This is a genomic window from Balneolaceae bacterium (assembly GCA_034521445.1).
Taxonomy (GTDB): Bacteria; Bacteroidota; Rhodothermia; order Balneolales; family Balneolaceae; genus JAXHMM01.
The window spans coordinates 69821-94329 of sequence record JAXHMM010000006.1 but is presented as its reverse complement, the minus strand read 5'-3'; the positions used below and the strand labels follow the sequence as shown (position 1 = coordinate 94329).

The 24509-nt window shown below is 59.4% G+C and carries 21 protein-coding genes; 16 read left to right on the top strand and 5 right to left on the bottom strand.

The features are described 5' to 3' along the window. Positions 1 to 12: 12 nt before the first annotated feature. Together U5K31_07630 and U5K31_07625 are read left to right on the top strand one after the other, a co-directional pair. Entirely contained in the window at positions 13 to 1530 is a 1518-nt protein-coding gene (locus U5K31_07630) for a carboxypeptidase (protein MDZ7772593.1), read from the top strand. A gap of 48 nt (positions 1531 to 1578) precedes the next feature. Continuing rightward, complete coding sequence (locus tag U5K31_07625) at positions 1579 to 1701, top strand: hypothetical protein (protein ID MDZ7772592.1); 123 nt, start codon at positions 1579 to 1581, stop codon at positions 1699 to 1701. A 35-nt stretch (positions 1702 to 1736) separates the two neighbouring features. Here the strand turns inward: U5K31_07625 and U5K31_07620 are convergent, their stop codons facing one another. After that, positions 1737 to 2069 (bottom strand): cupin domain-containing protein, encoded by a 333-nt coding sequence (locus U5K31_07620; GenBank protein MDZ7772591.1) that lies wholly within the window; start codon positions 2067 to 2069, stop codon positions 1737 to 1739. Between the two features lie 237 nt (positions 2070 to 2306). Between U5K31_07620 and U5K31_07615 the strand changes: the two genes are divergently transcribed. The 5 genes from U5K31_07615 (at position 2307) to U5K31_07595 (ending at position 9046) form a co-directional block, all read left to right on the top strand. After that, a complete protein-coding gene (locus U5K31_07615) occupies positions 2307 to 4673 on the top strand; it encodes an ABC transporter permease (GenBank protein MDZ7772590.1) in 2367 nt (788 codons plus the stop codon). A gap of 180 nt (positions 4674 to 4853) precedes the next feature. After that, positions 4854 to 7262, top strand: a complete 2409-nt coding sequence (locus U5K31_07610; protein MDZ7772589.1) for an ABC transporter permease — start codon at positions 4854 to 4856, stop codon at positions 7260 to 7262. A gap of 212 nt (positions 7263 to 7474) precedes the next feature. After that, a complete protein-coding gene (locus U5K31_07605) occupies positions 7475 to 7624 on the top strand; it encodes an ABC transporter permease (GenBank protein MDZ7772588.1) in 150 nt (49 codons plus the stop codon). A 247-nt stretch (positions 7625 to 7871) separates the two neighbouring features. Continuing rightward, a complete protein-coding gene (locus tag U5K31_07600) occupies positions 7872 to 8579 on the top strand; it encodes an ABC transporter ATP-binding protein (protein ID MDZ7772587.1) in 708 nt (235 codons plus the stop codon). A gap of 89 nt (positions 8580 to 8668) precedes the next feature. After that, positions 8669 to 9046: a hypothetical protein gene (locus tag U5K31_07595; GenBank protein ID MDZ7772586.1), complete on the top strand. Its 378-nt coding sequence runs from the start codon at positions 8669 to 8671 to the stop codon at positions 9044 to 9046. A 101-nt stretch (positions 9047 to 9147) separates the two neighbouring features. Here U5K31_07595 and U5K31_07590 read toward each other — a convergent pair whose 3' ends face one another. Continuing rightward, complete coding sequence (locus tag U5K31_07590; GenBank protein ID MDZ7772585.1) at positions 9148 to 9570, bottom strand: DUF1801 domain-containing protein; 423 nt, start codon at positions 9568 to 9570, stop codon at positions 9148 to 9150. A 155-nt stretch (positions 9571 to 9725) separates the two neighbouring features. Between U5K31_07590 and U5K31_07585 the strand changes: the two genes are divergently transcribed. Beyond that, positions 9726 to 12494: a prolyl oligopeptidase family serine peptidase gene (locus U5K31_07585; protein ID MDZ7772584.1), complete on the top strand. Its 2769-nt coding sequence runs from the start codon at positions 9726 to 9728 to the stop codon at positions 12492 to 12494. Positions 12495 to 12515: 21 nt separating this feature from the next. Here U5K31_07585 and U5K31_07580 read toward each other — a convergent pair whose 3' ends face one another. The 3 genes from U5K31_07580 to U5K31_07570 all read right to left on the bottom strand — a co-directional run bounded on the left by U5K31_07580 (position 12516) and on the right by U5K31_07570 (position 13952). After that, positions 12516 to 12914, bottom strand: coding sequence for a type II toxin-antitoxin system VapC family toxin (locus tag U5K31_07580; GenBank protein MDZ7772583.1), 399 nt, complete (start codon positions 12912 to 12914; stop codon positions 12516 to 12518). Next, on the bottom strand, positions 12895 to 13152 hold the full coding sequence (locus U5K31_07575) for an AbrB/MazE/SpoVT family DNA-binding domain-containing protein (GenBank protein MDZ7772582.1): 258 nt from the start codon (positions 13150 to 13152) through the stop codon (positions 12895 to 12897). The genes U5K31_07580 and U5K31_07575 overlap by 20 nt, the downstream gene beginning before the upstream one ends. Positions 13153 to 13346: 194 nt before the next feature. Beyond that, positions 13347 to 13952 carry a M20/M25/M40 family metallo-hydrolase gene (locus tag U5K31_07570; GenBank protein MDZ7772581.1) on the bottom strand — a complete coding sequence of 202 codons (606 nt, stop codon included), beginning with the start codon at positions 13950 to 13952 and terminating at the stop codon, positions 13347 to 13349. Positions 13953 to 14020: 68 nt separating this feature from the next. On the opposite strand from U5K31_07570, the gene U5K31_07565 reads away from it, so the two are divergent. The 8 genes from U5K31_07565 to U5K31_07530 all read left to right on the top strand — a co-directional run bounded on the left by U5K31_07565 (position 14021) and on the right by U5K31_07530 (position 24505). Further along, positions 14021 to 15067, top strand: coding sequence for an alcohol dehydrogenase catalytic domain-containing protein (locus tag U5K31_07565; protein ID MDZ7772580.1), 1047 nt, complete (start codon positions 14021 to 14023; stop codon positions 15065 to 15067). Positions 15068 to 15213: 146 nt separating this feature from the next. Next, positions 15214 to 15438, top strand: a complete 225-nt coding sequence (locus U5K31_07560; protein MDZ7772579.1) for a type II toxin-antitoxin system Phd/YefM family antitoxin — start codon at positions 15214 to 15216, stop codon at positions 15436 to 15438. After that, positions 15435 to 15821: a type II toxin-antitoxin system VapC family toxin gene (locus U5K31_07555; GenBank protein ID MDZ7772578.1), complete on the top strand. Its 387-nt coding sequence runs from the start codon at positions 15435 to 15437 to the stop codon at positions 15819 to 15821. The genes U5K31_07560 and U5K31_07555 overlap by 4 nt, the downstream gene beginning before the upstream one ends. Before the next feature lie 187 nt (positions 15822 to 16008). After that, positions 16009 to 18285 (top strand): ABC transporter permease, encoded by a 2277-nt coding sequence (locus tag U5K31_07550; protein ID MDZ7772577.1) that lies wholly within the window; start codon positions 16009 to 16011, stop codon positions 18283 to 18285. 138 nt (positions 18286 to 18423) lie between these two features. Beyond that, positions 18424 to 18687 (top strand): hypothetical protein, encoded by a 264-nt coding sequence (locus U5K31_07545; protein MDZ7772576.1) that lies wholly within the window; start codon positions 18424 to 18426, stop codon positions 18685 to 18687. A 75-nt stretch (positions 18688 to 18762) separates the two neighbouring features. Further along, on the top strand, positions 18763 to 19884 hold the full coding sequence (locus U5K31_07540) for a serine hydrolase (protein ID MDZ7772575.1): 1122 nt from the start codon (positions 18763 to 18765) through the stop codon (positions 19882 to 19884). A 201-nt stretch (positions 19885 to 20085) separates the two neighbouring features. Continuing rightward, positions 20086 to 22557: an ABC transporter permease gene (locus tag U5K31_07535; GenBank protein ID MDZ7772574.1), complete on the top strand. Its 2472-nt coding sequence runs from the start codon at positions 20086 to 20088 to the stop codon at positions 22555 to 22557. 88 nt (positions 22558 to 22645) lie between these two features. Further along, positions 22646 to 24505, top strand: coding sequence for a peptidase M61 (locus tag U5K31_07530; protein ID MDZ7772573.1), 1860 nt, complete (start codon positions 22646 to 22648; stop codon positions 24503 to 24505). Positions 24506 to 24509 lie beyond the last annotated feature (4 nt).

Here is a 24509-nt window from a genome sequence, read left to right as displayed (position 1 = left end):
CAAAAGGGTTTTATGATGCTATCTTCCAACGTTCTGTCACGCAATCTTCTTACCGTTCTGGTGCTCATCCTGGTGGGCCTGGGATCTTCCTATTCGGCCCGGGCGCAGATGACCAGCCTGCCGGTTGACACCGCTATCACCTCCACCGACGAGGTGACGGTCAAGGGCGAGCAGATTCCATATGAAGTTACGGTCGGCACCCAGCCGGTCTACGGGGAGGACGGCGAGCCCGATGCCTCCCTCTTCTACACCTACTACCGGCGCACCGACGTCGAGAACGACGAAATGCGTCCCATTTTTGTCTCTTTCAACGGGGGACCGGGTGCAGGTTCTCTCTGGATGCACCTGGGATATACCAGCCCGAAAAAACTGAAGATCAGCGATGAGGGCTTCCCCGTACAACCCTACGGCGTGGAGGACAATTCGCACTCCATCATCGACGTGGCCGACATTGTCTACGTGAATCCTGTCAACACCGGCCTTTCACGCATGGTGAACGACGGGGAGGGCGAGCAGTTCTTTGGCGTGAACGAGGACATCGAGTATCTGGCTGACTGGATCGACACCTTTATCTCGCGGCAGGATCGCTGGGAGTCGCCCAAGTACCTGATCGGGGAGAGTTACGGCACGCCCCGCGTCTCGGGCCTGGCCGGCGAGCTACAGGGTTCGCACTGGATGTTTTTGAACGGGGTGATTCTGGTCTCTCCAACGGGACTTGGGCTGAATCCGGAGGGACCTGAGCCCCGGGCGCCGGTGCTCAAGCTTCCCTACTACACGGCCGCAGCCTGGTACCACAATCAGCTTCCCTCCGACCTGCAGAACCGGGATTTGGAGGAACTGCTTTCCGAAGTGGAAGATTATACCATCGACGAGTACCTGCCGGCGCTGAGCCGCGGCGGCTTCCTGGAAGACACCCGCAGGCAGCAGGTGGCCGCCCAGGTGGCCCGCTATGCCGGGGTTTCCGAGGAGTTTGTGCTCAGCCACAACCTGGCGGTGCCCAACGACGCTTACTGGAAGGAGCTGCTGCGCGACGAGGGTTACACCATCGGCCGGCTCGATTCCCGCTACAAAGGCATCGACCGGAAGTCTGCCGGCGAAGGTCCCGACTATTCGCCCGAGTATTCCTCCTGGAAACACTCCTTCACCCCGGCCATCAACCACTACCTGCAGGAGCAGCTCGGATTCAGAACAGACCTGCAATACTATGTATCCGGCCCGGTTCGCCCGTGGAACAGCGACGGAAATCGGACCGGTGAGATGCTGCGCTCGGCCATGGCCGAAAATCCCAGCTTGCAGGTGATGATCCAGTCGGGCTACTTCGATGGGGCCACCGACTACTTCACGGCCAAATACGTGATGTGGAACCTGGATCCCTCGGGCAAGCTGCAGGACCGTTTCCGCTTCGAGGGCTACCGCAGCGGACATATGATGTATCTGCGCTCGGAAGATCTGGAGACCTCCAACGAAGACATCCGGGAGTTTATCCTTCAGTCACTGCCGGAAGAGGGGGCACCCATCAAGTACGAGTAGGCGCAGACCGCCTGGGCGCAGCCTTCGAAGATCGGAGAGTTCATACGCGTGAAGGGCATACAGTACACCATCAAGGACGGCATCGTCTACGATGCCCAGCAACTGCTGCAGGACGTGCGTGACCTGGTGGATGCCCAGGAAGCGGAGTTGGGTCCCAAGGAGGAGTACTAGGCGGGGCGAACGGCTGTCGGGCGTAGATCCGGCCGCTACTCTCCCGTAAAGAGAATAGTCACCAGCAATATGGAATTGCGAAGTGCGCTCAGCGAATGGGACTGGTCGCGGTTCAGGTAGAGCCAGTCCCCTTCTATCAGCTCCTGGGTCTTGCCGTCCACCGAAAAGAGGACATGGCCTTTCATGCACTGCACAGACATCTCACCCTCCACGCTGTGTTCGGCGATCTCCTTGCCGGCGGGCATCACCATGCGGATGACCTCCATGTCGGAGGTTTTAACCAGGGCATAGGTGGCGTCCCGGTCCATCTCCCTCTTCAGGGTATTCAGATTGACCACTTCCGCCGGTTTGATGTGTCCTTGATTCATCTGGGCCCTCCATTGACCTGGTTAAGGATGGTTTCCGCATGTCTTCCCTGCCGGGGTAAAATGAACAGGATGAGGGATAACCGCAAGCAGACCTGCAAGGACAGGCCGTGCATCCGGTGAGGGGCGTGTGCTGCCTGTAAGGAATAGCCTTGCGCCGCCTCCATTATTTATTACATTGGTAATACCGGGCCGGACCGAAAGGGCGGCGCCGGGCAACCGGCAAACAAATTCCTTCCCATGCTTGCAAACTATTTCAAGATCGCCTGGCGCAACCTGACCCGCAACAAGAGTTACGCCTTGGTCAATATCGGGGGCCTGACGGTTGCGCTGACCGTTTTTATCATGATTCTGCTTTTTGTACGCCACGAGTACAGCTACGATGAGCAGCTTGCCCATTCCGACCGTCTCTACCGGGTTCTAATGCACGACCGTGGAAGCAGTCTGGGGGAGTCCATTCACGACCAGCTGCCCGAACCCATTATCGGGCAGCTCGCAGAGCAGTATCCCGAGGTGCAGGAAGGCGTACGGGTTTCGCAGCGCTCGGGACACTTCCTGCTTCGGGGTGAGCGGGAACTCTATGTTGAACAGTGGGCGCAGGCGGGTCCGGCCTTCCTCTCCCTGTTCGACCTGCCCATGCTGTACGGCAATCCGGAGGAGGCGCTCTCCAGTCCCGAACAACTGGTGCTGACGGAGGACCTGGCGCAACGTCTTTTCGGACGTACCGACGTTATCGGGGAGTCGGTTACCTATCAGAATACGACAGAGTATACCGTCAGCGGGGTCTTGCACAATCTGCCCACTAACACCCATTTCGAGTTCGAGGCCCTGGCGGGGCGGCAGGACTTCCCCGCCGACCATCCCTTTTACAGCATGTGGAACATACGCATGGCGAACGGATACCTGCTGCTGAATACTGAGGCCGACGCGGACGCTTTCCGCCGGAAACTGCCCGGCTATGTGGAGGATAACATCAGGATGCCCGAGGGTGCGGTGGGTGACTACGGACTCATTCTACAGCCTGTCACCGATATCCACCTCTACCCGCAGAGCCGCCTGGCGGAGGGGAGCCGGGTGATCTATATCCGTATCCTGCTGGCCGTTGCGGGACTCATCCTGCTGGTTGCCTGTATCAATTTTATAAACCTGGCTACTGCGCGCTCGGCCGAACGTGCCCGTGAGATCGGCATACGCAAAACGCTGGGTGCCGGAAGGGGACAGATTTTGCGGCAGATATCCATGGAATCGCTGATCACCTGCTCGGTGGCCTTCGGACTTTCCATGGTGCTCGTCGAGTCGGTCAAGCCGCTGGTCATGGGTTACTTCGACGTGGAACTCGGCTCGCTTTTCGCGTTCAGCTGGTCCTGGCTGGGGATGCTGGCGGGCACCCTGCTGGCTGTCGGACTGCTCAGCGGGGCCTACGCCTCGCTATACCTGGCGTCATTCCGCCCTTCGGATATCCTGCGCGGATCGGGTCTGCAGGCAGGCGGGAAAAGCACCGGGCTGCGGAAGGGACTGGTTGTGGCCCAGTTCGGCATCTCCATCGCCATCGTTATCGCCTCGCTGCTAATCTCCCGGCAGATGGATTTTATCCGCACGGAGCGGCTGGACGGCAACGACGAGCAGATCATGGTCATCCACAATAACAGCGACCGGGTGGAGAACAGCTTCGGGGCCTTTCGGCAGGAGCTGCTTCGGAACGCCGACGTCGAGTCGGTCTCGGCGGGCACCCTGCCCAACCGGATCAGCATGCGTACCGGCTATCGTGACGCCGATGGTGGTACCATCAGCATGAGCGTCTTCGCCGTTTCCTACGACTACCTCGAAACCATGGGACTGGAACTCCTGGAGGGACGTACTTTCGATCCGGAGCGTTCGTCCGACAGTACTGACGCCTGGATTCTGAACGAAGCTGCAGCCCGTGCCCTGGGACACGAAGATGCCGTGGGACAGCCCATCAACCGGCCCAACGGCCGACTGATCGGTATAGTGAAGAATTTTCACGAGACTACACTCTTTGATCCCATCGAGCCGGTGGCCCTTCGGAATATACACGGCGCCGGGTCAAGAATGTCCACCATTATGGTGCGTCTGCGCGAGGACGCCATGAGTCCGGGCATTGACCAGGTGCGGAACACCTGGTCGCAGTTCGAACCCGCTTTCCCCCTCAACTATAGTTTCCTGGACCAGATTATGGACCAGGACTACAGGGCCGAGCTTCGCCTGGCAAAAATCTTCAACATTTTTTCCGGTTTTGCCATCGTAATTGCCTGCCTGGGTCTTTTTGGCCTGGCGGCCTATTCCGCCGAGCGCCGTACCCGGGAGATCGGCATACGCAAGGTACTGGGTGCTACAGCTGCCAACATTGTAACCCTCCTCAGCAGTGATTTTCTCAAGCTGGTGGCCGTGGGATTTGTGATTGCTGTGCCGGCAGCCTATTACGGGGCGAAGTGGTGGCTGGCCGATTTTGCCTACCGCATTGATATAGGCGCGGGTGTCTTTCTGCTCGCGGGAGGGGCGGCCCTGGCCATCGCCCTGCTTACGGTGAGCGGGCAGTCGCTTCGCGCGGCCCTGGCCAACCCGGTGGATTCGCTGCGCTCGGAGTGAGGGTAACTCCGGCCGCATATTCCTGCCGGATATACCTCTGTTCCCTACACCTTTCTGTAGCGCTTCGCCCCTTTTGTGCATCTATGGGTGTAACGATAAAACTTTTCGTACGTCTACTTCGTCAGGAGGGTGTACCTCGGCAGGGGTACGTCGATGGAATAATAATCAACGGTATCAAGCATGCTGAAAAATTATCTGAAAATTGCCTGGCGCAACCTCACCCAGCATAAAAGTTATTCGCTCATCAACCTGACCGGCCTGGCCGTCGGCATGGCCTGCTGCCTGCTCATCGGCCTCTACATGCGCGAGGAGCTCAGCTTTGACGACTTCCATGATAACGCCGACCGTATCGCCGCCATCGGCAGCAGTTCCAGCTTTTTCGGGCAGATGCTGGCTACGCCCTGGCCCCTGGCCGACGCCCTTCCGGAGGAAATTCCCCAGGTGGAGGCTGCCACGCGGGTGACTGGTACCGGCAGTCTGAATTTGAGCACCGACGGGCAGAATTTCACAGAGGTTTCCCAGGGCAAGTATTCCGATCCAGCCTTTTTTGATATTTTTTCCTTCGAAATGCTGTCGGGTAGTGAATCCGAAGCCCTTGCCGCGCCTAACAGCATTGTGCTCTCTCGATCCTCAGCCGAGCAGTTGTTCGGGGAAGGGACCGATCCCATGGGCGAAACCCTCTGGTGGCAGAAACGCGACACCCTCCTCACCCTCGAGGTAACCGGCGTTATCCAGGACGAGCCGCTCAATTCCAGTATAGGCTATGATGCCCTGGTTTCTTCCCGCACCATGTCCGAGACCCGGCGCAGTCCGGATTCCTGGAACTCATATTCCTACTATACCTACGCTCTGCTACGATCAACGGATGACTTTGAAGCTATGGAGGAACAGCTCCGCCTGCTGGTGGAGAGCCACTATGAGCCCAACGACGAAGGGGAGTACTCCCAGGAGTATTTTGCTACGCCCATTACCGAACTGCACCTGTCGGACCTGTCGCGTGACGAGGGTTTTACCGGCAACCGGGCCTATCTCTATCTCTTCGGATCGGTGGCCCTCTTTATCCTGATTATCGCCTGTGTGAACTACGTCAACCTGGCCACGGCCCGCGCCTCACTGCGGGCCAAGGAGGTGGGCGTGCGCAAGTCGCTCGGCGCCCGCCGACTTCAGCTGGCGGGCCAGTTCGTAGGCGAGTCGATGATCCTGAGCGTGGGCGCCTATCTGCTGGGGGCGGTGCTCGCCATGCTGGCGCTGCCCTGGTTCAACGAGCTCTTCGGCACCCACCTGGATTGGAGCAGCGGGGGAGCTTTCCTGGCCTGGCTGGTGCTGGCGGCCGCGGCTGTGGGTCTTTTGGCCGGGCTCTATCCCTCTCTGTACCTCTCCCGCTTTGCACCTGTCACGGTACTGCGCAACCAGAAATCCCGCGGCAGTTCGGGCTCCCTGCTGCGCAAGGCGCTGGTGGTGGGGCAGTTCGCCATCGCACTGGTACTCATCATCGGCTCTATGGTCGTTTACCGGCAGCTGCAATTTACCCAGAACAAGGACCTTGGTTTTGACGGGGAGCAGGTGGTGACGGTGGATCTTTCCTCACAGGATGCATGGAACCAGCGCGAATCCATAGCATCCGGCCTGCGCGGGTATACCGGTATCGAGACGGTTTCGGCATCGGGCGGTGTGCCGGGGGAGTTCAATATCCGTTTCAGCAACCCTCCCTCTTCGTACTCCTCCGAGGCGGGGACCGACACCGAGAAGGCCGTAACCATAGCTCCGGCAACGGTGGACGAATATTTAATTCCTCTGCTCGATATCGAACTGGTGGCCGGCAGTAATTTTTCCTCCGCGGGTGGAGCGGATGCGCCACCCTCCTACATCATCAACAGAAAGGCGGCGGAACTTCTGGGTTGGACGCCCGAGGAGGCCGTTGGCAAGGCGTTCAGCATCGGATCGGCGGAGGGCAAACTCGTAGGTGTAACCGAAGATTTCCACATCAGCTCCCTGCACAGCGAGATCGAGGCAATCGTCCTCATGAACCAGGAATCCTCCAATTTTTACGGGGGAGGTTATATCGTCGCTGAACTGGCGCCCGACCGTATCAGCGAAGCCATGGACCGCATCGAGGAGGTGGTTGCTCCCTTCTCGCCCAACTCGGCGTTTACCTACGAGTTCCTCGACGACAAGTTCGACGCCATGTACCGCACCGAACGGCGTTTCGGCCGGGTGGTCGGGCTGTTTACATTTGTAGCCATCGTGATCGCCAGCCTGGGACTCTACGGCCTGGCCGCCTTTTCGGCCGAGCGGCGCGTGAAGGAAATCGGCGTGCGCAAGGTGATGGGGGCTACGGTCACCAACATCGTCACCCTCCTCAGCAGGGATTTCCTGAAGCTGGTGATGCTCGGCTTTGTCATCGCCATCCCGGTCGCCTACTACGTCATGAACCAGTGGCTGGCTGACTTCGCCTACCGCATCGACATCGGCGCGGGTGTCTTTGTCCTGGCCGGCCTGGGGGCGGTGCTGCTGGCCCTGCTGACAGTGAGCTGGCAGTCGGTTCGCGCGGCCACCACCAATCCCGCCGAGGCGCTTCGCTCGGAGTAGTTTACTCTTTGTAGTGCGAATGATTATGCAAAGCCAGGTGTCCTAGATAGGGTTGGGGGATAGCGACCGAATGTACTCTGTTCCCCCGGGGAAGAAGCCAAAGCGGACTCAGGAGAGGGTAATGCGGATATGGGTCTCATCGGCGCTGACCCCGTACCGGGCGGCACAAGCCGCGGTATTCACGAAATTTTTTCGGTCTATGGGGTCAGTGGATGAAAGACTTCGCCTACCAGGTCATGATCGGACCGGGCCTTTTCCTGCTTATGGGCGGGATGACGGTGCTGGTGGCCTGGCTGACGGTCAGCTACAAGTCCTGGAAGGCCACCCGCATGGATCCCGTGGAATCACTGCGGAGCGAATAGATCTGCGGGTCCGTCGCTCCCGGCCGCCCCGGTCGCCCACGGGGTGTTCGATATCGCACACCCCGGCCGGTGATCAGGGTTGGCAGAGGAGAGAAAATCACCTTTGGAAGCTTTAATGGAGCCTTTGGAAATTTGGTACGGTTGTTGAATTAATCTCCAGGCCGGGGAGTCGCGAGGCGCAGGCCTGCGGCCGGCCCGAAAATTTGTACCTTAACAAGGAAAGGACACCGAAACCTATACGGGATCTATGATCAAGCTCAGAAACATCGACAAGTACGTAGACAAGCGCTTCCAGCGCACCTTTATTCTCAAGAGTGTCAACCTGGACATAGAAGCCGGCGAATTCGTGACGGTCATGGGACCCAGCGGCGCGGGCAAGTCCACCCTCCTGAACATCCTGGGCTTCCTGGACGAGCCCTCTGATGGCGAGTACTGGTTTCTGGACGAGCCGGTGCACAGCCTGTCGGAAAAGCAGAAGTCGGAGTACCACAAGTCTCACATTGGTTTCGTCTTCCAGGCCTACCACCTCATCGATGAGATGACGGTTTATGAAAACATCGAGATGCCCCTGCTCTACCGGAAGGTCAAGGGCAAACAGCGCAAGAGCCTTGTGGCCGACATGCTGGACAAGTTCAACATCGTGGCCAAAAAGGACCTCTTCCCGCCGCAGCTCAGCGGGGGCCAGCAGCAGGTGGTGGGCGTGGCGCGTGCCATCATCGGCAATCCCCGGCTCATACTGGCCGACGAGCCTACCGGTAATCTTCACTCCGAGCAGAGCGAGCAGATCATGGAGCTGTTCCAGAAACTGAACCGCGAGGAGGGGGTTACCATTATACAGGTGACCCACTCTGAAAAGATGGCCTCCTACGGCGACCGCATCATCAATCTCAAGGACGGGGTGATTACGGAGGAAGATCCCTACGATGAACAGGAAGAGCAGGTCAACCTCTCCTGATTGGGCACCCCCTGCGGGCTGCGGGCATGATGCTTTGAAACGGTTATATTGGGAGGGAAAAAGTCCCCAACCGGAAAGGAGTCAGGTCCATGCTTAGATTTTTCAAAGAATGGCTTTCCAACGGCGAAGCGTCCAGGGCGCACCGCCCTGAGCTGGACCTGCCTTCGCTTATCGGGGAGATACGCCAGCGTGAATCGGGCGGCATCGAGCGGGGAAGGCGCATCCACCAGTTTACCTACGGCATCTTCGAGGTGCGCCTGGACCGCGATATCACCGGGCATTACCGGGTGACCGTCTACAACGGCCGGGAGCGCGTCTACAGCTTTACCGTCAAAGCCGAGGAGGGGCAGTACGAGGAGCTGCAAACGGGCTACCGCTCCATCATCAATTTCCTGGACGGGGAGCGAAGGCTTTCGGAGCTGCCGGACAGCCCCAATCTCAAGGGGCACTTCTACGGCCACGAATAATCATTTCACGACCCACGACCTGCAGACCATGTCTTTAAACCGCCCGCCTTTTTCTCCCTTTACGATGGAGTGAGGCAGCAGGCGGACCGTGAAGCCGGAATCTACCCGTCCTTGTAGTTTTTGCGCATGTACTCCACCGAACGCTTGACCAGGCGGCGCAGCACCTCCATGTCGGCATTCTCCAGGGTTTTCAGGTAGAGGCAGGACTGTCCCGTCTTGTGGGGCCCCAACTCCTCCAGCAGCTTATGGTAATCGTCAAAGCCGGCCATAATATAGATGCTAAGCTTGCCTTTGCGGGGGGCGAAGCCGGTCAGGAACCAGTCACCCTCCCTTCCACTCTCGTATTTGTAATGGTATTGTCCGAAGCCGACGATGGTGCCTCCCCACATTTTTGGTTCCTTGCCGGTCACCTCTTTCATGAGCTCAAGGAGCACGAAGGAGTCGAGGCGCTGCTGATCGTCCTCCAGCCCGTTGAGGTAGGCGTCCACGTCGCCCTCGTTCGCGGAGGTCTTGTTATCGGACATAAGCGGTGGTCATGCGTTTGGGTGGGTTTGCTGAAAGCATAAGGACTTTGCCCGGAAATGTCACCTGACAAATTTTAACATTACTCCGCTTGATTCTTTGTTCTACATCAGACAATGTATCTTATCACCTCTCCGCTAAAACAAACGGGATACTTATGCGATACGCACGAACAATCACCATGCTGGCCGTCGCCTTTCTGCTGCTGGGCAGCGCCACCGACCTACAGGCTCAGGATAACAAGAAGGTGCTGACGGTGGACGACTACGACCGCTGGAAGCACATCAACGGCGCGGAAATTTCGAACGACGGACAGTGGTTCGCCTACGGACTACAGCCCAACGGGGGCGACGACACCCTGTACGTCAAAAACCTGGACAGCGACCAGGTCTACCGCATGCCGGTGGCGGAGGATGCCGAATTTTCCGACGACAGCCGCTACGTCTCCTATGTGACCACGCCGGACGAGGAGACCCGCGAGCAGATGCAGGGCCGCAACCAGCCGGTGCACGAAACCGCCTGGCTGCTTAATCTGCAGACCGGAGAGAAGGTGCAGATCCAGCGCGCCGCCGGCATGACCTTTTCAGAAGACGGCCGCTGGTGGGCCGTACACCGCGAGAAGCCCGAGGACGACGACAGCGACCATGAGGGCAGCGACCTGATCCTGCGCAACCTGCAGGACGGCACGGTCATGAATATCGGCAACGTCTCCGAATTCGCCTTTAACAATCGCAGCGATATGCTGGCGTACCTGGTCGACGCCAGCGAAATGACGGGCAATGGGCTCTACCTGCGAAACCTCGAGACGGGTGCCCTGCATACCCTGGACGCCGACAGCGCCACCTACAGCGAGCTGTCCTGGGACGACACCGGCGCGCCGCGTGACGAGTGGGAGGAGAAGGGACGTCAGCTGGTCGCCCTGAAGGGACACGAGGCTGACAGCCTCCACCACCGCATCAATGCCGTGCTGCATGTCGCCAACCTGGGCGGCACCCCACAGAAAACCGTGCTCGACCCCGCCGGGATGTCCGGCTTTCCCGAGGGCATGGTGATCAGCGAAAACCGAAGCCCTTCCTTCAGCGCCGACGGTGAATATCTACACCTGGGACTGAACGAACAGGAAATCGATATCAAAGCGGATCGCGACACCCTCCCCAATGTAGACGTCTTTCACTGGAAGGACGACCGCATTCAGACCGTGCAGGAGCAGCAGGCCTTCTGGGACCGCAACTTTACCTGGGCGGCCACCTGGGACCCTGCCAGCGGGCGCTTCACCCGTCTTACCGACGAGGAGATGAGGGAGGTGCAGCTCTCCGACCACAACCGCTACGCGGTGGGCCGCAACGAAGAGCCTTATGAGAGCGACATCAACTGGGGCGTCTCCCCGGCCGACCTCTACCGGGTGGACCTGCAGAGTGGCGAGCGCACGATGTTCGCCAACGAGGTGAAACGTCCCGTGGGTTATTCGCCCGACGGCCGTTACTACCTCTACCAGCAGGTCACCGACGCCGACACGGCCCTCATGGTCTACGACCTGGAAGAGGACACAAAGACCAACCTCTCAGACGCCGCCCCAGTAAGCTTTATGGACACGGATCATCCCTATCCCCACGAGAACCCGACCTACGGGGAGGCGGGCTGGACGGCTGACGGCGAGCACGTAATCATGAACCACAAGTACGACCTCTGGATGTTGGCCCTCGACGGCTCGGAGGCGGTGAACATTACCCAGGGGCTGGGCGAGCAGGACAGCATTGAGTTCCGCTACGAGACCCTGGACCCCGAAGAGGAGTGGATCGATACTTCCGATCCCATGCTGCTGGCAGCCTTCGGCGACTGGACCAAGAAGGACGGTTTCTGGCGGCTTGAGCTGGGCGATGAGCCCGAACCGCTGCGCTACGAGGACTACGCCTTCGGTGACGTGGAGAAGGCACGCGACGCCGACCGGGTGATCCTCACGCGTGAGACCTTCGTGGAATTTCCCGACTATCACGTGACCGACACCGATTTCAGCAGCCTGCGGAAGATCACCGACGCCAATCCGCAGCAGTCGGAGTACCGCTGGGGACGCCGCGTGCTGGTGGAATACACCAACGACCGCGGCATTACCCTGCAGGGAACGCTGGCCCTGCCGGCCGGTTACGAGGAGGGCGACCAGGTTCCCATGCTCGTCTATTTCTACGAGCAGATGTCCGACCGCCACCACCAGTACTCCATGCCGGTCTACGACGACCGTCCGCACATGTCCACCTACGCCAGCAACGGCTACGCCGTGCTCATGCCCGACAACGTCTACCAGACGGGAAGGCCAGGCACCAGCTCGCTGGACTGCATCACGGCGGCCACGCAGCGGGTGATCGACATGGGCATCGCCGATCCCGACCGTATCGGCCTGCAGGGACACAGCTGGGGCGGATACCAGTCCTCCTTCATCCTGACGCAGACCGACATGTTCGCCACCGTGGTGACAGGCGCCCCCCCGACCAACCTGACCAGCTTCTACAACAACATCTACGGAAGCTCGGGCACCAACCACCACGGCATCATGGAGATAGGACAGGTACGCATGGGACGCGGCGTGACCCCCTGGAGCGATCGCGAGGCCTACAACCGCGAGAATCCCATGTATCACGCGCCCGACATTGAGGTGCCTTTCATGATTCTCCACGGCACCGAAGACGGCGCGGTGGACTACATGCAGGGACTCGAGTTCTATAACGCCGCCCGCCGCCTCGGCAAGGAGGTGGTGCTGCTGACCTACCCCGGCGAGGGACACCACTTGGGACGCGAAGCCAACCAGAAGGATTTCCTAGTGCGCATGAAGCAGTGGTTTGACCACTATGTGAAGGGCGAGCCCGCGCCGGCGTGGATGACCGAGGGCATTGACTACCTCGACAAGATCTGGCTGGAGGCCGACGGGAACTGAGGCCTGCGCCGGCCAGGTTTCCTATATCCAGTTGATCTCGATCTCTCCCTCGAGGCGGCGGAATTCGGGATCACCGGTGACCAGGGCGGCTTGCTCGCGGCGGGCCAGAGCGGCGGCGAAGCAGTCGGCGTAGGAGAGTCCTCCCGATGCCTTGAAGGCTGCGGCCATGCGGGTCAGGTTCCAGTCCACGGGTTTGATGGCAATATTCAGCTCCTGAATGGTATGTATGATCCGGTCTGCTTCATGACTACCGTGTGCCCGGCAGACAGCGTACCATATCTCTCCTGTATTGACGACCGATATCAGGAGTTCGGTTCCGTTATGCTGGCTGTCAATCAGAATACGCTCGATACTTTGAGCCTTGGGCTCTTCAAGATAGAAGGCCAGAAGGGGCCAGGCGTCAAGAACTAAAGCCTTCATCCTCTCGTCTCCTGTCGGCTTCCCGCTCTTCTTTCAGCATGTCCAGTGCTGACTTTTCTCCTTCCGGAGTTTTCAGTATCCCTCTCAGGCTGCGGATATAAGCCGCCGTAACCGGTTTTAGTACAATTTTTCCGTTTTCCTCTTCCACATGTATGGTGGTTCCGGCTTTCAGGTCATATTTCCGTCGAAGCTCCGCCGGAATGACGATCTGGCCTTTTTGAGTCATGGTGGTTTTCATGGGTAGACCGGTCTTCTTAGCTTTCCTGACAGGAAGTTATACAATCACATAATGTAATACAAAATGTATGTGTAATACATAGAGAAGTCGTATTACATTACACCACCCTGCGGTACGGGAATGCTTCCTCGCCGGTGGAACCATCACCCCGGCGTTCGGTGGACGGTTACGTACATTCCCTTGGCCGTTTGCTCTTACTGCAGTGACTGTCCAAGCAATAAGGCCATTTCGGCATAGAGCCTAAGTCCCTCAAAGGGGAAATCGTCCTGCCATTCGTCGTCAGGCGTATGAATGTGGTCCGAGTCAGCTTGCCTGCTCGGATAGAGAAAGAGTGCGGGAATCCCTGCTTTGTGAAAAGGCCAGTGGTCAGAATCGGGTGAAAGCGGGCGTAGCATCACTTCATGTCCATTTTTCTCCATTCTACTCGCGGTTTTCTGAGCAGACCGAAACGAAGGGCTTGCCGCCAGATTCCAACTGCGGATGTCACCGGGCGGAAAGCCCCCGTCAATGTTGATGACGGCCTTTATGCGATCCAGTTTCACGGGGGGACGGTGTACGAACCAGTTGGCACCCAGCAGACCCTGCTCTTCGGCACTTGTGAACAGGAACAGGACGGGGTGTGCAGGCCGTACGGATTCCCATATTCGGGCAAGTTCAAGAACCACCGCTGTTCCGGAGGCGTTGTCGATAAAGCCGTTCCAAATGGCGTCCCCCTCCTCCGGTTCGCCGAATCCCACGTGATCGTAATGGGCCAGGTAGGTAACGGCCTGTCTGTTACGATCGGGATCACGGCCGGGCAGCAGTCATGCTGCGAAAAGGGCGGGAATTTCGCTATCATTGCCGGTGAGCGATCATTTAATTCTCTGCCATGAAGGCATTCACTTTCCAGGGCATTCGACAGGCAGCCCTGGAGGACATAGCCGAACCCAGCATACAGGAACCCGGCGACGCCATCGTCAAAGTGGAGCGCGCCGCCCTCTGCGGCTCCGACATGCACATCTACCACGGGCGTGAAACCGGACTGGACCGCGGTACTGTCATGGGACACGAGTTCACGGGCAGGGTGGCGGAGATCGGTAAGGGGGTCCAACGCTTTTCGGAAGGCGACCCTGTCATCAGTCCCTTCACGGTCAACTGCGGCTCATGCGACTACTGCCGGGAGGGGCTGACGGCCCGCTGCAGAAGCAGCCGGCTTTTCGGATGGGTGGAGGATGGGGAGGGACTGCACGGGGCCCACGCCGAATACGTACGCGTGCCCATGGCCGACGCCACTCTGCTAGCCAAACCCGGGGAGCTCTCCTGGGAGCAGGCGGTGCTGATGGGCGACAATCTTCCGACCGGGTGGTTCTGCGCGGAAATGGCCGAGATCGGTCCCGGAGACAGCTGCGCCGTGGTGGGATGCGGGCCTATCGGACTCATGTGCGTGATGGCGGCGCAATTCAGGGGGGCGGAGAAGATCTTTGCCCTGGATGCCATCCCGCTGCGACTGGAAAAGGCACGGGAGCTGGGTGCCGTGCCGGTGGACATACGGGAGGCGGACCACCGCGATCGCCTGCGGGAGGCCTGTGGGGGACGTGGAGTAGGCAAGGTCCTGGAGGCGGTAGGCAGCAGGGACTCCATGCGCGACGCTTTCGAGCTGCTTCGTCCCGGCGGCATTCTGGCCACGGTGGGCGTGCAGGCCTACGGGGCGCTGCCCTTCAAGCCCCCGGAGATCTACGACAAGAACCTGACCCTGAAGGCGGGCCGATGCTCCGCCCGCCGCTACGCCGAAGAGCTGCTCTCGCAAGCTGCTGCTGGTGCCTTTCCACTGGAGTCCGTCATCACACACACCATCCCGTTGAACGATGCTCTCGAGGCTTACCGCCTTTTCGACACGGAAAAGGGGGCATGTATCAAAGTACTGCTCCAACCCTGAGTCCCATCCAACTGCCATGGCCGGTGGGTGTGAAGGGGCCAGGTCTGCTTAATGAGTTCAGTACCAGTCATGGGGGCACGGATTAGAATGGAGTTTTTATCCAATCTTAACTACTTTGAAATGACTATAGTTAAATAAATTTAGTCATGAAAATCATATCGATCAGCGAATTTAAAAAGCACTGCCTCTCCCTCATTGACACCATTCGGGGAACCAACGAACATATAACCATCACCAAGTACGGCAAGCCTGTGGCGGAAGTGGTTCCCCTGGTTCAGGATGAGGAAGAGAATAACGATTTGAAGGGCAGCATCCTTTTTGAGAAAGACATTGTAGCGTCGATGGATGATGATTGGGAGGCCGACCGGTGATTGTTCTCGATACGCATGCCTGGATATGGTTCGCTACGGATTCCGATAAGCTGTCCGATACGGCCCGGCGCAAACTTTCCGAAGCCGAGCGAATCGGAATCTGTGCAATCTCATGTTGGGAGGTTGCCATGCTGGTGGCTAAGGAAAGGCTGGGTCTGGCCATGGATGTCCAGCAGTGGATATCCAAAGCGCTGGATAAGCCGAAAATCAATCTCCTTCCTCTCTCCCCTGAAATTGCGGTTCTCTCTACCCGGCTGCCGGGAACTTTTCACGGTGACCCTGCAGACCGAATTATTGTGGCCAGCTGTATGGATCAGCATGCGATCCTCATCACAAAGGATAAAAGTATTGCGCAATACAAATTCATCGAATCGCTCTGGTGATGCTGCGCCGGGGCCCGGGGGTGTCCGCTGGCGTACGCCCTTCGTATCATTTCGAACATCCGGCGTACGTTAAAGTGGCTTATCGCACATCTCCGGGCCATCCCTGCGCAATGGTATGATTTTTGGGGATTGTCATAGGGAGCCCTGCTTCCGTTCGTGAACTCCCCTGACCAGTAACCGCTGTCCCATGTTTCTGAATTATCTGAAAGTCGCTTTCCGCAACCTGAGACGTCGCTTCAGCTATTCTGCCATCAACATCGCGGGGCTGGCCGTCGGCCTGGCCTGTACGTTGATCATCGGCATGTGGGTGCACCAGGAGACCAGCAACGATCGTCATTTCCAGGACTCCGAACGGATCTACCGCGTTGGCGCAAATTTCTACAATATCGGCGACATGGCCCCGGGTCCGCCGAAATTCGCCGAGGTGATGCGGACCGGCTTCCCACAGGTGGAGCGCACCACGCAGATTGACTGGGCGCAGAACCCGGTGATGCATGTAGGCGGGGAGGAATTCCGTCAACCCGATGCCTTCCGGGCGGACAGTGCCTTCTTCGAAGTTTTTTCACATCGTTTTGTGGCAGGGAATCCCTCCACCGCCCTGGACGACCCGAATGCGGTGGTGCTCACCGACGAGCTGGCCCGCACCTATTTTGGACAGGAGGGGACCGGGTACGAGAGCGTCATCGGCGAACAGATCCTGGTAGGCGAGGAGGAGATACCCTATACGGTAGCGGGGGTGGTGGAAGATCGCGGCTACCGCTCGCACATCCCTGCGCGCATGTGGTTGAGTACACGTTATCCGGAAGAGGGAAGCTGGACCTCGGCTTCCTCCTACAACTACGTGAAGCTGAGAGAAGGGGTGTCGGAAGCAGCGTACCGGGAGGCGCTGGACCGCCTGGTTGAGCAGGAGATCTATCCCGCCCTGGGCGGTTCCCTTTCCTACGAGGAGTGGAAGACGAGCGCAACGGGCTACCGCTTTCTGACCATGAATATTGAGGATATATACCTGCAATCGGACCAGCGATTTGAGATCGGTCCCACCGGCGACCGCACCAACGTTCGGGCCTTCGGCATCGTGGCCCTCTTCATCCTTCTCATTGCAGCTATCAACTTTATTAACCTGGTAACCGCGCGCGGTGCCACGCGTGCCCGGGAGGTGGGCATCCGCAAAACCCTTGGAACCGGCCGGCCCGCGCTGGTCATGCAGTTCCTGATGGAATCGGTGCTTCTCTGCCTGATGGCCATGGTGCTGGCCCTGGGACTGGCCGAAATCTTCCTGTCGGCCTTCAAAAGCATGACCGGCCTGGCTTTTCTGGACACCGTCCTTCAGTCTCCCGTCCAGGTTCTTTCGATGTCGGGTATCGCGGTGCTGGTGGGACTGCTTGCCGGGCTGTACCCCGCCTTCTACCTTACCCGCTTCGACCCGGTGAGCGTGCTGAAGGGCACCTACCGCTCGGCTTCGTCGGCGCCTCTCCGCAATGCCCTGGTGATCTCCCAGTTTGCCATATCCATCGGCCTGATTATCTGCGCCGGAGTGGTCTATCGACAACTTGACTACATGCAGCAGAAAGATATGGGCCTTGAGACCGAAAACGTCCTGGTCGTTGACAACCTGAACGACCTCGGGCAGGGACGGGAAGCCCTCCGCGAGGAGGCGTCCCGCCTGGCGGGCGTTCAAGTTGCCGGGTTCAGTAACCGTATCCCGGCAGGCCAGGGCATTTCCATTATCAATATGCAGACGCCTCAGATGGAAGAGCCCGCCTCCATCCAGCGATTTCTGGCCGACGCTGCTTTCCCCTCCCTAATGGGTTTCAGATTGCTGGAAGGCAGGTATTTTGATTCGGGCAATCCGTCCGATACCAGTACGGTGGTTTTAAACGAAAGCGCGGTGAGCGAGCTGGGACTGACCGGCGAGGCCCTGGGTGCGCGCATCAACGATCGCTACGAGGTAATCGGGGTCGTCAGTGATTTTAACTACGAGAGCCTTCGCAAACGCATTGAGCCCACTGTACTGATGTACCATCCGGGATACCGCCAGGGAAACCGCCTGCTGTTAAAAGTCGAATCCGGACAGGTCGAAACGGTGCTGGCTTCGATGCATGAACTATGGAACAGCCGGTCTCCCGACGAAGCCATGAATTATTATTTCATGGACCGTAATTTTGAACAGATGCTGGGTAATGAAAAAATCCTGGCCCGTATTGTGGCACTTTTTACGGGCCTGGCCATCCTGGTCTCCTGTATGGGACTCTACGGGCTCTCCTCCTACATTACCGAACAGCGCACCAAGGAGATCGGCATCAGGAGGGTGCTGGGCGCCGATATTAAGGATATCATCCTGCGACTCAACAAAAGCTTCACCTGGCCGGTGGCCGTGGCCATCGCCGTTGCCGTGCCGGCGGCCTACCTGGTGATGGACCGTTGGCTGAGCAACTTTGCTTACCAGGCCGGCATGAGTCCCTGAATCTTTGCGGGCGCCGCCGCAGGCGGTCTGCTCATCGCCTGGCTCACGGTAAGCTGGCAGTCCCTCCGGGCCGCACGTGCCAACCCGGTGGATGCGCTCCGCAGCGAGTAGCCATTCCCATAACCCCAATACCATACCATGCATAACGTACGAGTGCAGTTTACGGTACCCGACGTAGACAAGGTGGTCAACCTGGACGTCTACGTGAACGGGGAGAAGCGCAGCATGAAATTCCGCGTCGAGACCTTCGACTGGGACGTCAGGGCCGGAAGTTCCGAGGACCTGGTGTCCATTCTGCGGGACCGGATCCACAATTATGATTCCGACTGGGAAATTTACCATATTGGTACACCCTGGGAGGACAAGATCCCGGTCACGTTTCGCCACCGTGAGGCGATCTGAACCGCCTCGCGTGAACGTTTCCGCCCCTTTTCTCCTTAGGCTGTAGCCAACCACAACCAGGAACGACGTTCATACATGAAGCTTGAAGGCGGGAACAAACATTACCTCTGGCTTCCTTTGCTGTTGCTTGCGGGGGTCGCGTGGATATGGCAGCAGCCGGGTGACCGTCCGGATTCCGCCCATGCAGGAAACGTCGCCGAAACCGCTGCCGCTGAGAGCGACGAGGAACCGCTGGCCATCACAGCGCCTGCGGATCCCGACTCCGCCACCCTTTCCTCTCTCACGAATCGCGCCGACGACATCAATGCCGTCCGCAGCCTGCTGGTCCAGCAGAAGGGCACCCTGGTCATGGAGCGCTATTTCGACGGGATGTCCTCCGGCCGAACCATGAACCTGAAATCGGCTTCCAAAAGTGTGCTCTCCCTGCTCATAGGTATTGCGGTGGACCGCGGCATCATCGATTCGGTGGATCAGCCCATCCGTCACTACTTGCCTGAGTATTTCGAGGATATTGACAGTGAGATCAAACGCTCCATCACCATCAAGGATCTGCTCACCATGCGAGCGGGTCTGGAGACGACCAGCTTTCACAACTATGGCCGCTGGGTAGTGAGCGACGACTGGGTGGAGTTCGCCCTGGAGCAGCCCATGGAAGACCGTCCCGGGGGCGATATGGTCTACAGCACCGGTTCCACCCACCTGCTATCGGTCATCCTGACCAGGGCCGCAGGCATGAGCACCCGCGCTTTTGCCAACCGTCATCTCTTCGGTCCCCTGGACATCGAGGTGGGGGGATGGGACCGGGACCCGCAGGGTCACTATATGGGCGGCAACAACATGGCCCTGCGCCCCTCCGACATGGTGAAAATTGGACAGATGGTCCTTGACGGAGGGGTCTGGGAGGGCGAACGTATCGTCTCCCGCGCCTGGCTGAAAGATTCCTTCCGCACCTACACCCGGAGCAACTACAACCCCTACGATTACGGCTACCTATGGTGGAAACGGCCGGTATCCGGCTATCATGTTCGCTTCGCCTGGGGCTACGGAGGGCAGTATATCTTAATGATACCGGACCTGGAGGCGGTGGTGGTCATGACCTCCGACCCCACAGAAACCTCCGACGAGCGCGGCTACCAGCGTCCCGTCTTCAACCTGCTGGAGCACGAGATCATCCCTATGCTGGAGCCGGTGAATTGATAGAATTCCGGAGCAAATCGACGTACAGAATGCTATATCCGGCGATCATTTACAAATATTAGAATAAGCAAATATATTAGGCTTGCCACATCTAATTTGTAACATCGTTGCTCTTTGGCGCTCTTATTTTTAAATAGGCCTATAGGCACCGGCAAGCCGGAAGGGGCGTGCCGGGATTGTTGACCAACGCAAGGAGCAGGCATGCTACGAAACTATTTACGGGTTGCCCTGCGCAATCTGCTGGGCAATAAGGGGTACACCTTTCTCAACATACTGGGCATGGCCATCGGTATCGCCTGCTGTATACTGACGGCCCTATACGTGCTGCACGAACTGAGCTACGACGATTTTCTCCCCGACAGGCAGCGGACGTACCGTTTTGTGCAGACCTCCCTTTCGCCCACCAAGTCCGAGCCCTACGCCTCGGTGCCCTTCCGGGTGGCCCCTTCGCTGGAGCAGGAATACCCGGAGATGGTGGAGAGCACAACGCGCTTCTACAACATGCAGGAGGATTCGCACACCCTGCGCTACGCTGAGGAGGACATCTCCTTTGTCGAGGAGTATTTCTACTTCGCCGACTCCACCGCCCTGGAATTTTTTGACATCGGGATGGCGGCCGGCGATGCCCGCACCGCGCTGAGGGACCCTCAGTCGGTGGTACTCACACGCGAGGCCGCCCGCCGTTATTTCGGGGAGGAGGATCCCATGGGCAAGACGCTCAGCTACAAGGGGGTGCTCGATTTTACGGTGACCGGCGTGATGGAAACCCTTCCTGAAAACTCCCACCTGCGGCTGGAGCTTCTCGCTTCCTTCACCACGCTTCCCGCGCTGTTCGGGGGACAGCCCTACGACGAGAGCTGGTACGCCAATCCGGTCTGGACCTACGTGAAGCTGGCCGAGGGCGTGCAGCGTGAAGCCCTTGAGTCGCAGCTACCGAACTTTGCCGACACCTACTACCATCCCAACCGGCCCGAGGGCGAGCGTGTGGAGTTGGCCCTGCAGCCGGTGACCGACATTCACCTGCACTCCGACCGAGGGGAGGAGATGGGTCCCACGGGCTCCTGGAACTACGTGCTGCTCTTTTCGGGCATCGCCCTCATGGTGCTGGTCATCGCCTGCATCAACTTTGTGAACCTCGCTACGGCGCGCTCCATGGAGCGGGGCCGTGAAGTGGGCATGCGCAAGGTGCTGGGAGCCGACCGGCGGACCTTGCTCGGACAGTTCGTCGGGGAGTCGCTGCTGCTCACTTTTCTGGCCGTGGTGCTGGCCTCAGTGATGGTGAAGGCGGCCCTGCCTTTTTTCGTCGATTTCGTGGACAAGCCCCTGGTTTTTCGTCCACTGGCCGACCCTGCGATGCTGCTGGGCCTGCTGGGCATCACCCTACTGGTGGGCATCCTCTCGGGACTCTATCCCGCGCTCTACCTGTCGGGCTTCGAGCCCGCCCGCATTCTGCGGGGTCGCGGGGGCGGCGCGGAGTCGGCTACCCTCTTTCGGAAAGGACTGGTGGTGTTCCAGTTCAGCGTGTCGGTCATACTAATCATTGGCACGGTGGTGATCTACCAACAGCTCGGCCATATGCAGTCGCGTGATATGGGCTACGATACGGAGCGTGTGGTAGTCATGCCCATGTCGCAGACGCTCATCGCCTGGTACTATCCCAAATTTCGCGATCTGGCTCTGCAGAGTCCCGCGGTAACCGGCGTGGCCGGTTCGGAATACGTGCTGGGGGCGGACGAGGAAATGTTTTACATGTTTACGCCCTCTGCAGCAGACGCCGCGGCCAGCGGAAGCGGCGCCGCGGGGGGATCCAACCCGGCGCTTTTCGTAACTTTCGACTTCCTGGATACCTACGACATTTCGGTCATTGCCGGGCGCGGCTTCTCACGGGACTTCAGCACCGATGCCGACCAGGCGGTTATGGTAAACCGGCAGATGCTGCAGCTTATGGACGCCGATACGCCCCAGGAGGCTGTCGGCGCCCAGTTTCACCTCGACTCCTCGGTGCAGGAGCGACAGACCTTCACGGTAATCGGCGTGACCGAGAACTTCAACCACACCACTCTGCGCAAAGAAGTGGGTCCCCTGGTCATCCGCGTGGTCGGCGAGGGCGAACCCATCGTGCGCCACATCCAGTACGTGGCGGCCAGGCTGGCGCCGGGACGGACACAGGAGGGCATTGAGGCGCTTCGAAGCGCATGGGAGGAGGTAAACCACATCGATCCATTCCGCTATACCTTTCACGAACAGGAGCTCAGCCAGACCTACGCTTCCGAGCGGCAGATGGCCCGCCTGTCCGGCGGACTCACGCTGCTGGCTATCGTCGTGGCCTGCCTTGGACTCTTCGGGCTGGCCTCCTACACCACCTCCCTGCGCACCCGCGAGATTGGGCTGCGTAAAACCCTGGGCGCCTCCATCTCACAGATCCTTGCTCTGCTCTCGAAAGACTACCTGAAACTGGTGCTGGTCGCCAACCTTATCGCCTGGCCGGTGATCTGGTTCGCCGCGCGCGATTGGCTCGCGCAATTTCCCTATCGCATCGACCTGGGATGGAACGCGGCGGCCATCTTCCTGGGCGCGGGCCTGTTCAGCCTGCTGCTCTGCCTGCTCACCGTAGGCTGGAAGTCCCTGCAGGCCGCGCTCATGAATCCCGTGGAGAGTATCCGCCAGGAGTAAGCCTTCTGCGTATCCCCGGCTTGACTTTCTGACGGCGCGGTGCCATTCTCCAGCCTTCCGCAATGCCAACCCATATTCTGTCTCTCTCATGATCCGTTTGTATGCCACCCTTCTGCTGCTCCCCTTCCTGCTGGCCGGCTGCTCCGGCAGCTCCGAAAACACTACGGTAACCTACGACGTGCGCTTCCCCAACGCCGTCCACAACGAAGCGGAGATCACCCTTACCCTGGAGAATCTGTCCGGTCCCACCGTGCGTTTCACCATGAGCCGCACATCGCCGGGCCGTTACGCCCTCCATGAATTCGCCAAGAACGTCTACCGCGTGCATGCGGTGGACGGGGAGGGGGACACCCTTGATATCCACCGTCCCGATCTGCACAACTGGATCGTCAGCGGACACGACGGGACCGTGCGCTTCACCTACACCCTCTTCGCACGCCATGCCGACGGCACCTATTCGGGCGTAAACGAGCAGCATGCCCACCTGAATATTCCGGCCACCTTTGCCTGGGCGGGCAGCCTGGAGGAGCGTCCCGTCCGCGTTAATTTCCACCCGCCGGAGGGGAGCGACTGGGATGTTGCCACGCAGCTGCGGCCGGAGGGCGGCTACAGTTTCAGCGCCCCGGACCTGGACTATTTTCTGGACAGTCCCACCGAACTGAGCGCGCAGCAGGTGGAGAGCTGGACCGTCTCCTCCGATACGGCCAGCTATGAGATCCGCCTGGCGGTGCATCACAACGGCACTTCCGAAGAAGTGGCCCGCTACGCCGACATGGCCCGGAAGGTGGTGGACGAGCAGATCGCCGTTTTTGGCGAGCCGGCCCCCTTCGACTATGGCAGCTACACGTTCATCGCCGACTACCTGCCCTACGTCTACGGCGACGGCATGGAGCACCGCAACTCCACCGTTCTTACCAGCGGCCGCGCGTTGGCGGGCGACGGCGCCCTGGGCAACCTGGGCACCCTGTCGCACGAGTTTTTTCACTCCTGGAATGTGGAGCGCATTCGTCCGGCCAGCCTGGAACCCTTCGACTTCATGGAGGCCAACGTCACGGGCACGCTCTGGTTCGCCGAGGGCTTTACGAGCTACTACGACGATCTTACCATACGGCGCGCGGGCCTCTACGACGATGCGCGCTATGCACGGGGCATCGGCAACCTGCTCAGCGGGGTGATCAACGCCCCCGGACGCCGCTACTACACCCCCGTGCAGATGAGCATGCAGGCCCCCTTCGTGGATGCCGCCACCTCGGTGGATGCCCAGAACAAGGACAATACCTTCGTCTCCTACTACTCCTGGGGGGCGGCTATTGGACTGGGACTGGACCTGAGTCTGCGGTCACAGTTTGAGGACCTTACACTGGACGATTACATGCGTGAGGTGTGGCGCCGGTACGGGGTGACCGAGCAGCCCTACCAGATTGCCGACCTGAGGGAGACCCTTGCAGAGGTGACGGGCGACTCCGCCTTCGCGGCTGACTATTTCCACCGCTACATCTACGGCCGCGGGGTGCCCGACTACGAGCGTCTGCTGGCCAAGGCCGGCTTCCTGCTGATACGCTCCAACCCCGGAGCGGCCGTGCTGCAGTTCGGCGGCAACAAAATCGATTTCGAGGCGGGCGAGGCGGTGATATCGGACAACACCCTGGTGGGCAGCCCGCTCTACGAGGCGGGACTGGACGAGGGGGACCGACTGCTGTCGCTGGGCGGACGTGCGATTTCCGACGCGCAGGTGCTCAACCGCCTGCTGGCCTCCCGGGCGCCCGGCGACACCTTGCAGGTGCGCTGGACGTCTCTTGGGGAGGAATATTCAGGCGAGCTGGTGTTGGCCGAAGATCCCAGCCTGGAGGTGGTGCCCTACGAGGATGCCGGTCGAGAGCTTACCGAGGCCATGCGTGCCTTTCGCAGCTCCTGGCTGGGCAGCAGGGCCGGCAACGGAGGAGGGTGACCGG